General features: G+C 68.2%; 10 protein-coding genes and 1 pseudogene. 7 read left to right on the forward strand and 4 right to left on the reverse strand.

What is annotated here, in order from left to right:
- Positions 1-137 precede the first annotated feature (137 nt).
- Positions 138-1,481, reverse strand: coding sequence for a dihydrolipoamide acetyltransferase family protein (locus VGV13_06220; GenBank protein ID HEV8640677.1), 1,344 nt, complete (start codon positions 1,479-1,481; stop codon positions 138-140).
- Between the two features lie 29 nt (positions 1,482-1,510).
- Here VGV13_06220 and VGV13_06225 point away from each other — a divergent pair, with 29 nt between their 5' ends.
- The 5 genes and pseudogenes from VGV13_06225 (at position 1,511) to VGV13_06245 (ending at position 5,166) form a co-directional block, all read left to right on the forward strand.
- Complete coding sequence (locus VGV13_06225) at positions 1,511-2,491, forward strand: VOC family protein (GenBank protein HEV8640678.1); 981 nt, start codon at positions 1,511-1,513, stop codon at positions 2,489-2,491.
- 42 nt (positions 2,492-2,533) lie between these two features.
- Positions 2,534-3,084, forward strand: a pseudogene (locus VGV13_06230) (tyrosine-type recombinase/integrase).
- Between the two features lie 262 nt (positions 3,085-3,346).
- Positions 3,347-3,625 carry a type II toxin-antitoxin system RelE/ParE family toxin gene (locus VGV13_06235; protein ID HEV8640679.1) on the forward strand — a complete coding sequence of 93 codons (279 nt, stop codon included), beginning with the start codon at positions 3,347-3,349 and terminating at the stop codon, positions 3,623-3,625.
- Between the two features lie 10 nt (positions 3,626-3,635).
- The gene (locus tag VGV13_06240; protein HEV8640680.1) at positions 3,636-3,923 is read left to right on the forward strand and encodes a HigA family addiction module antitoxin; all 288 of its coding nucleotides are present in this window, start codon (positions 3,636-3,638) and stop codon (positions 3,921-3,923) included.
- A 223-nt stretch (positions 3,924-4,146) separates the two neighbouring features.
- On the forward strand, positions 4,147-5,166 hold the full coding sequence (locus VGV13_06245; protein ID HEV8640681.1) for an ABC transporter substrate-binding protein: 1,020 nt from the start codon (positions 4,147-4,149) through the stop codon (positions 5,164-5,166).
- 34 nt (positions 5,167-5,200) lie between these two features.
- Here VGV13_06245 and VGV13_06250 read toward each other — a convergent pair whose 3' ends face one another.
- Positions 5,201-5,428 (reverse strand): DNA-binding protein, encoded by a 228-nt coding sequence (locus tag VGV13_06250; protein ID HEV8640682.1) that lies wholly within the window; start codon positions 5,426-5,428, stop codon positions 5,201-5,203.
- A gap of 230 nt (positions 5,429-5,658) precedes the next feature.
- On the opposite strand from VGV13_06250, the gene VGV13_06255 reads away from it, so the two are divergent.
- Both VGV13_06255 and VGV13_06260 read left to right on the forward strand, forming a co-directional pair.
- On the forward strand, positions 5,659-6,552 hold the full coding sequence (locus tag VGV13_06255) for an SPFH domain-containing protein (protein HEV8640683.1): 894 nt from the start codon (positions 5,659-5,661) through the stop codon (positions 6,550-6,552).
- A 146-nt stretch (positions 6,553-6,698) separates the two neighbouring features.
- Positions 6,699-7,466 (forward strand): methyltransferase domain-containing protein, encoded by a 768-nt coding sequence (locus VGV13_06260; GenBank protein HEV8640684.1) that lies wholly within the window; start codon positions 6,699-6,701, stop codon positions 7,464-7,466.
- Positions 7,467-7,652: 186 nt separating this feature from the next.
- Here VGV13_06260 and VGV13_06265 read toward each other — a convergent pair whose 3' ends face one another.
- Together VGV13_06265 and VGV13_06270 are read right to left on the reverse strand one after the other, a co-directional pair.
- Positions 7,653-8,051, reverse strand: a complete 399-nt coding sequence (locus VGV13_06265) for a hypothetical protein (GenBank protein HEV8640685.1) — start codon at positions 8,049-8,051, stop codon at positions 7,653-7,655.
- Between the two features lie 298 nt (positions 8,052-8,349).
- The coding region (locus tag VGV13_06270) for an endonuclease/exonuclease/phosphatase family protein (GenBank protein ID HEV8640686.1) at positions 8,350-9,177 on the reverse strand (828 nt) is incomplete at its 5' end.

Here is a 9,177-nt window from a genome sequence, read left to right on the forward strand (position 1 = left end):
ACTGGAATGTGGACGACGCGGGGCTCGGGCTCGGCGGCCGACGGGCACGAGACGTCGGCGGCCACACCCGGCGCCGCCCCCGCCCCGAGCAGGAGCGCGATCAGAATGACGGCGACCGCGTCCAGGACGCGCACGGCTCACAGCTCCAGCAGGAGCTGATCGGGATGCTCGAGGCGGCGCACGATGTCGGCGCCGAAGCGCGCTCCGTCGGCGCCGTCGGCGATCCGGTGGTCGAACGTCACCGAGAGCGGGAGCATGAGGCGGGGGACGATCTGGCCGTCGCGCACGACCGCTTCCGGGCGGGCCCGCGCCACGCCCAGGATCGCCACCTCGGGGTAGTTGATGATGGGGATGGCGCCGGTGCCGCCGAGGGCGCCGATGTTGGTGATGGTGAACGTCCCGCCCCGCAGGTCCTCCAGCGTCGCCTTGCCGTCGCGCACGCGCTGGGCCAGGGCCGACAGCGCGCGCGCCAGCTCGAGCACGGGCTTGCGGTCCACGTCGCGCAGGACGGGGACGATGAGTCCGCGCTCGGTCGCCACCGCCACGCCGAGGTGGCAGTAGCGCTTGAGGATCACCTCGCCGGCGGCCGGGTCGAGGCTCGCGTTGAACTGGGGATGGGCCTTCAGCGCGAGCGCCGCCGCCTTGAGCAGAAAGCTCGTCAGCGTGAGGGTGACGCCGCGCTCGCGGGCCGGCTCCAGGTGGCGCTGGATGATCGCGTCGAGGTCGGTGATGTCGGCGCGGTCGAAGTGGGTCACGTGGGGGATGAGCGCCGCCGAGAGGGTCATGCGCTCGGCGATCGTCCGCCGGAGATGTGAGAGCGGCTGGCGCTCGATCGGGCCCCACTGCTCGAACCGGGGCAGCGGCGGCGCCTCGAGTCCCGCCGGCGCCAGCGGCTTGGCGGCGACGCGCTCCGCCTCGCGCCCGCCGGCCGACGGCGCGGGCGCGGCGGCGGCCGCCCGGCGGGCACCGGTCGGGGGCGCGCTGCCGGCCGCGGCGCGAACGTCGTCGTCGGTGACGCGACCGCTGGGCCCGCTGCCGCGCACGTTGCGCAGGTCGACGCCGAGCTCACGGGCCAGCCGTCGCGTCGCCGGCGTCGCCGGGACGGGGCCGATGCTCGTCGGTGCCACCACGCTCGCCGCCGCCCGATGACCCGCTGAAGGCTGAGGGGACGGGCTGCCCTCGGGGCGAAGTGGCCTCTCTGAGCTACCGAGGGCAGCCCGTCCCCCCAGCATCACGGACTCGCCGTCGTCGGCGAACGTGACGAGCACGTCGCCGACTCTGACCGTCTGCCCCGGTTGCACGTGGATCTTCTCCACGCGCCCGCTCAGGGGCGACGGGATCTCCACCTGGGCCTTGTCCGTCTCGACCTCGAGTAGCGGCGCGTCCTCCTGGATGACCTGGCCCTCGCGGACGAGCACCTTGATGATCTCGGCCTCGGTAAGCCCTTCGCCCAGATCGGGCAGCCGAAACGCTCGCGCCATTTCGTGTATTGTACCGCCCGGGTGCGCCCATGATCGGCAAGAGCCTCACCTACGTGGCGCTGATCGTGAACGACGTGGAGGCCGCGGCGGCCGGGCTCCAGCGCGACTTCGACCTCACCCGCGTGGACTGTCGCGTCGGTCGCGGCGAGCGCCGGGCTCCGGTGCTGCCCATCGGGGCGAGCGCCCTGGCCCTCTTCGCCCCGGGCGATCCATTCGTCGGGGGCGCCACGGCGACCGGCGTCCACCACGTCGCGCTCGGCGTCGAGGATCTGCGCGCGGCCGCCGGCGCCGCCTCGGTCGCGGGGATCGCGCTGGGCGAGGCGACTGCGAGCGACGGCCTGGGCGGCGGGCGGCGGCTCCTGCTAGCCCCCGAGGCGACCGCCGGCGTGCGCACGTACCTCTCGGAGCCGCTGGCGCTCGACCGCGGGGGCGGCGGCCCCGTCGAGCGCATCGATCATCTCGGCGTGGCCAGCGCCGACAACGACGCCGCCCTCGAAGTCTTCACGCGCCGCCTGGGCTGCGCGCTGGAGAGCACACAGACCGACCTCGAGGTGCACGTCGCCATCGAGAGCTTCACCTCGGACAAGTACGGGGTGGTCTATCACACGCGCCCGCCCGCGCCGGCCGGGGGGCTGCGGGTGGCCTTCGTCACCGTCGGCGACTCGGAGCTGGAATTCCTGCAGGAGTTCGACCCGCGAACGGGCGCCCGCGCGGCCCGCGGCGCACCGGGCACGACGCGGCAGGATCAGGGGGCCATCGGCCGCTTCATCGCCAAGCGCGGCCCCGGGCTCCATCATCTGGCGCTCAAGGTCACCGACATCGACGGCGCGCTGGAGGCGCTGGCGCGGGCGGGGCGGGCGCTGATCGACCCCGTGGGCCGCCCGGGGTCCCGCCGCGCCCTGATCGGCTTCATCCATCCCGAGAGCTTCCACGGCGTGCTCGTCCACCTCGTCCAGCGCGACGGGGGCTGTGCGGACTACGCTCGGGTAGCGCCATCGGGCTCGCTCTGAGGACACGGAAGCCGCCGGCTACGGCGACGACTTGGCGGCCCCATGGCCTGCCTGCTATACGGAGCGGGTCTGCGGGTGCTCGAGTGCTGCCGGCTCCGTGTCCAAGACGTTGACTTCGCCGCCAACCAGATCGCCGTCCGCGGCGGCAAGGGCGACAAGGACCGGGTGACCATGCTCCCGGCCATGGTGAAGCCCGATCTCCTCTGGCACCTCGAGGAGATCCGGGCGCAGCATGACCGCGATTTGGTTCTGGGCGCCGGCTGGGTCGAGCTGCCGACCGCCTTGCTCAGGAAGTATCCAAACGCCGGCCGCGAGTGGCCGTGGCAGTGGCTCTTCCCCGCCACGCGCATCTACCGCGATCGGCTTACCGGCCAGCGCCGCCACCACCTGCACGAGTCAGTCCTCCAGCGTGCGGTTCCCACACCCTTCAGCACTCGTTCGCCACTCACCTGCTCGAGGACGGCCACGACATCCGCACCGTACAGGAACTCCTGGGGCACCGGGACGTGACGACGACGATGATCTACACGCACGTCCTGAACCGTGGGCCGGCCGCCGTGCGGAGCCCGGCCGACCGGATGTTCGCGCCGTGACACGCTCAGCCGCTTCCGCGTGGCGCTGCGCCAACATACGCTGCGCGATTCCGCAGCCTATCCCGGCCGCGTCAGGGCCGCTTGATCGACCGCACGGCGTTGAAAGCATGGAGCCCGACGCCAGCAGGAGAGATCGTTTCGCCATCGGAATACCCCGACCGGCCGCGCAGTGTTTGCGGGAATACGCAGATCAGCGTATCCCGGGGCCGAATTCGAGCTGGGCGTCTTGTGGGCCGTAACGTTATGGGTTACACTTGTCCGGGTGATCCGTGGGTTCAGGCACAAGGGGTTGGCCAAGTTCTTCGAGACCGGCCCAAAGGCCGGCGTCCAGGCACAACACGCCGAACGGCTGCGCCTGATCTTGGGCCGCTTGAGCGCCGCCACTTCGCCACCAGACATGGCACTCCCAGGGCTGAGCCTTCATCCACTCGGGGGTGACCGCAAGGGCACGTGGGCCGTGTCGGTGAGCGGCAACTGGCGGGTTACGTTCAAGTTCGTCGGTAAGGATGCTGATGCCGTCGATTACGAAGACTATCACTGAGGGAATAGCGATGCGTATGCACAATCCACCTCATCCGGGCGAGATCATCAGGACCCTTTGCCTTGAGCCACTTGGCCTCACCGTTACGCAGGCCGCAGAAGCTCTGGGAGTAAGCCGCAAGACCTTGTCCGCCATTCTGAATGGCCGTGCCGGAGTCAGCCCCGAGATGGCGGTCCGTCTTTCCATTGCCTTTGGAACGTCCTCCGAGAGTTGGCTCAATCAGCAAACGCAGCACGACCTCTGGCACGCTGAGCAGCGTCGAAAGAAACTTCGGGTTGCTAAGCTTGCGCCGGCGTAGAAAACGCCCAACAACCCGCTTCAGCGGACCGGGGCTCGCGTTGCTTGCCCCGCCCGCTGAGCGGTGCGTTATGCGCACCGCGAGAGATCGAGGGGTGGAGGATTTAGAGGGCAGCAACCCTTCGACGTCGCCCCCAGGAATTCTGACTGCCCTGGTTGATTGGGGGTACGATCGAGGTCCATTCTCGATGCCACCGCTTCCCATCCTGGCGGAGGAGGTCTCCATGAGCGACCGACGAGAGAGCTTGAGCCGGCGCGAATTCGTGTGTGGGCTGGCCCTGGCGGGCACGGCGGGGCTCCACGGACTCCGGCCGGAGCCTGTCGCTGCCGAGCCGCCGCCCGAGACGGCGAGACTCAGGCTGATCAAGATCCCCAGCGTCTGTCAGGCCCCGCAGTACGTCGCCGGCGAGTTGCTGCAGGCTGAGGGGTTCACCGACGTCCAGTACGTCCAGAAGGCAGGCGCGCTCGGAATCACTGAAGCGCTCGCCTCGGGCGAGGCCGACATCAACAACCACTTCGTGGCGCCGAGCATCATTCGCGTGGAGGCCGGGGATCCGATCGTGATCCTGGGAGGTCTCCATATCGGCTGCTTCGAGCTGTTTGGGACAGACCGCGTCCGTACGATTCGCGACCTCAAAGGAAAGACCGTGGCCGTGCTGGAGATCGGATCCGCCCAGCACGTGTTCCTATCGACCATGGCCGCGCACGTCGGCCTGGACCCGCGACGGGACATCAACTGGGTCACCCATCGACCGGCGGAGTCCATGCGGCTTTTCGCGGAAGGGAAGGTCGATGCGTTCCTCGGGTTCCCCCCGGAGCCCCAGGAGCTGCGAGCCAGGAAGATCGGCCATGTCGTGGTCAACAGTACGCGCGATCGGCCGTGGTCCCAGTACTTCTGCTGCATGATGGTCGGGAACCGGGAGTTCGTCCGCAAGCACCCGGTGGCGACCAAGCGGGCCCTGCGAGCAATCCTGAAAGCCAACAGCCTCTGCGCGCTGGAGCCGGAGCGGGCGGCGCGGTACCTCGTGGACAAGGGCTTCACCCAGCGCGTCGACTACGCTCTTCAGGCACTCAAGAACATCCCCTACGGGCAATGGCGCGAGTACGACCCCGAGGACACGGTGCGCTTCTACGCCCTCCGCCTCCACGAGGCCGGGATGATCAAGTTGAGCCCGCCGAAGATCATCGCCCAGGGCACCGACTGGCGCTTTCTCAACGAGCTGAAGAAGGAACTGAAGGGGTAGCGAGGGTCAACCTCCCCCAGCGTGAGATACCGCATCAGGCGAGGCGCCGGTACAACTCCTCGTTCTTCTGCAGTACTCGCTTGGCGGCTGCCTCGAAGTCCTCGTCCCGAGTTCCCAGCAGGTCCGCAACCGCGGCCCTGGCGAGGTCCTCCGGCGCGAGGCCAAGACGCTCCGCCTCCTGGCGCAAACGTTCGGCCTGGGCTGGGGACAGGTCGGTCATCGGGATTGTCAACGGTGTCGCCGACATCACCGGGTTGAGCATCGTGTCGTCAGGGCTGAGCAGGCTACGCCGACAAGATTCTCAAGGGCGCAACGCCCGCCGACCGTCCTCGTGGAGGAGGCCGGATGTTGCAGTCGTCGGCTCCGGTCAACGGGGCCTGACGTGAGCCGCCGCCCGGCGGCATCCGGCTGCGCTCGCGCCACTACTACCAACTTACGACTCGGTCCCCTCCCTTGGCCTAAGCCCAGCCAGAATATGGAGATACGAACGTCATGATAGGAACCTATCTGGTGCTCGTTGTGGTCGGCATTTTGCTCGTCGTGCTGGTCCATGCTTCGGTACGAATCGTCAACGAGTACGACCGACTGGTCGTGTTCCGCTTTGGCCGGACCGGGCCGAACCTGATGAGGGGCCCGGGGCTGGTCTTCCTCATCCCGCTCGTCGACCGGCCCGTGCGGGTCGACCTGCGCGAGCAATTCATCGAGGTCCCCAGCCAGACGACGATCACCAAGGACAACGCACCCATCAATATCGACTTCCTGATCTACTGGCGCATCGCAGATCCGCTACACAGCGTGATCAGGGTGAGCAACTTCCCAGGGGCGCTCCAGGGCATCGCCATGACGACGCTCCGCGCGGTGATCGGCGACATTCTGCTGGATGATGTCCTGTCCAAGCGCGATCAGATCAACGACGTACTGCGAGTGAAGCTCGACGAGCAGACGGAGCGCTGGGGTGGCAAGGTCACAACGGTGGAAATTCGGGAGATCATCCCGCCGAGAGAGGTGCAGGAAGCAATGAACCGGATGTTGAGCGCGGAGCGCAACCGCCGAGCGGTCATCACAGAATCGGAGGGCCAGCGGCAGTCCACGATCAATGTCGCAGAAGGCGACAAAGCCGCGGCGATACTGCGAGCCGAGGGTGAGCGCCAGTCGGCTATCTTGCGAGCGGAAGGCTTCGCCCTGGCCCTTGACAAAGTCTTCTCGGTGGCTCAGACCGTGGACAGCAAGACGATGAGCCTGCAGTATCTGGACGCGCTGCGAGCCTTGGGCAACAGCCCAGCGACCAAATTTGTCGTGCCGATGGAGTTCACGACGATGCTCCGGCCTTTGATAGAGCTGTCGGCCACGGCTATGGAGCCGCGAGCGGGATCGAAGAGTTCCTAGCGGTATCCAGGGGATCGATATCTTGCCAGAGCGCGGCTGTGCCTTGCCACTGTAATATCACCCCGATGCCGACGACACAATCCGGCCACTACCCGATAGAGCGGCGCGCCGGGGAGATCGAGAGGCTTCACATCCAGTGCGAGGCGATGGCCCTCGACGCGGCGATCATGCTTGACCAGATCGGCGTCGGATCCGGCTGGCGGTGCCTCGACGTCGGCTGCGGCCCCGGCGGCATAACCGACCTGCTGAGCGCCCGCGCGGGCCCGACCGGACGGGTCGTCGGCCTCGACGCCGACTCTGTCTTCATCGACCATGCTCGCACGCGCGCGCAGGGCCACGCCAACGTCGAGTTCGTACTGGGCAACGCCTACCGCACGGGACTCCCGGGCGGCAGCTTCGACTTGGTCCACGCGCGCTTCGTGGCGAGCACGGCGGGCGAGCCCGCAGCTCTCCTTCAGGAGATGATACGGCTGACACGCCCCAGGGGAATCGTCGCCTTCCAGGAGCCCGACATCTCGACCCTCAACTGCTACCCGCCGCACCCAGCTTGGGACCGCCTGAAGTGGGCGCTCGAGCAGGCCTTTGTTTGCGTCGGCGCCGACGTGCGGCTCGCGCAGCGCCTTTACCAACTCGTGCGACATGCGGGCCTTGAGGACGTTCACTACCGGCCGTTCCTGGTCGGCGTCCGGTCCGGCGACCCAATGACCGACTACATGCCCGCCACCGTCGAGTCCGTCCGCGGTACGCTCCTTGACAAGCGCCTGATCACCCCGGACGAGCTGGAGGCAGCGCTCGCTGCCTGCCGCGCGCATCTGGCCGATCCGGACACCGTCTTCACGACCGTGACGGTCGCCCAGGTGTGGGGGCGCGCCCGGCCCCGGCGTACCGTAAGTAAGAAACAACAAGACACCTAACATCCGCTTGCGGGGCGTTAGACGTCATGGCAGACGCGATGCCGGAGTTCGACATCACGAGAAAATCCTGCCCGGTAGTGGTTACCTCATATCAGCCCCACTGGGTGGACGAGTTCACGCAGATCGCGAGGCACATCCGCGACTTGGTCGGGCCCGCCGCGATTCGAATCGATCACATCGTGGACGCTACCTACACCCCGCGCGCGGCGCGTCCGGCCCCTTGCGCGGGACCAGCGTACAGGCGAAGGTGGCGGGCTGCGTGCGGTACTCGGCGAGGAGGGTTTCCAGACGCTGGAGCGTCCGCTCGCGCCGGGCGAGGCCGATGCCGTAGACGGCGAGATCGTTGACCAGACGCGTGTAGAAATGGTGCTCGGCGTCGCCACCGCCTGCCCGCGCCACGCACGGTGAGGGCTTCTGGGCGACTTTGAGCTGGGAGCCGAAGGCACGGACGAACTCGGCGAGCACCGGCTCGTCGTGCAGGTCGCGGGGGACCTCGGGGAAACGGGCGAAGAATTCTTCGACGGTCATCGGGTCCGGCGCCCGGCGGGCCCGTCCTTCCAGATCGCGCGTGAGACGGACATGCATGCCGCCCACCTCCAGGCACGATTATACCCGTGCGAGCGCTGACAGGCCCGACCCTCCGATGCCGAGGATCTAGGCATCGGCTCAAAACCCTCCGCCTGAGTTCAGGTGGGAAGACAGCGATTTTTCCGAGGACACCACAGTCGCGACGGGGCGATCCAGAGACAAATCCTTTTGGGAGGCCTTCTCCCGATACACGGTCAACCGCTACTAAGGATTTGACCACCGTGGTAGTGGCGGAGCGGTACGCACCGTAACAGCGTTCGCCTCCACATTTCCCGAATAGGCCTCGGGTAGGCTCTTACCACCGTCTGGCCCCCACCTCCACCTCGGCCAGCACGCCGTAGTGGTCCGACGGCCAGAGCGTGGTCCCGTCGGGCAGGCGGCGCGGCGTGTCGAGCACCACGCGGCTCGAGCGCACGCGCCCCTCGGCCTCCCGGCCTGGCAGGACGAACACGAAGTCCACCCGGCGGAAGACCGTGGGCTGCGGCGCCTCGACGCGCTGCCAGACGGTCAGGCCCGACGCGGCCGGATTCGCCGCGCGGAAGGCGTCGACGAGGCCGGTGCCGTTGGCGAGCGCAGCGATCGCCGGCGACCCGTCGGTGGCGTTGAAATCACCCATCACGATCGACGGCAGCGTCCCGCGCCGGGCGGCGACCAGCTCGGCGATGCGCCGGTGCTGGCACGGATCGCGCGAGGTGTGGGTAGAGAACGCCTGCAGCGGACCCCACGGCGTCCGTAGCTCGGCGCGGAGGAGCACGCGCGGATCGAAATAGCGCTGGCAACGGGGCAGGTCCCAGGCCTCCCAGGCCGCGATGGGAAAGCGGCTGAGGATGGCCGGCCCCTCGTTGAAGTTCAGCAGCCAGGCGACGGCGCTCCCCAGAAACCGCAGCGGGAAGACCCGGGAGGTGGCGGGCGCGTGAACATATTGGAGACCGAGCTGCCGCGCCAGACGCTCGGCCACGTTGCCGCGCCCGCGGCCGGTGGAGGCTTCCTGGAGGGCGACCACGTCCGGGTCGAGCGCGCGCAGTTCGTGGACCACCATCTCCAGGCGCAGGTCGAGGCGTTGCCCGTCCCCGCGCAGGCCCGAGGACGCGCCTCCGTGCAGAAGATTGAAGGTGACGACCCG

It is taken from the genome of Candidatus Methylomirabilota bacterium (assembly GCA_036001065.1).
Classification (GTDB): Bacteria; Methylomirabilota; Methylomirabilia; order Rokubacteriales; family CSP1-6; genus MNEF01.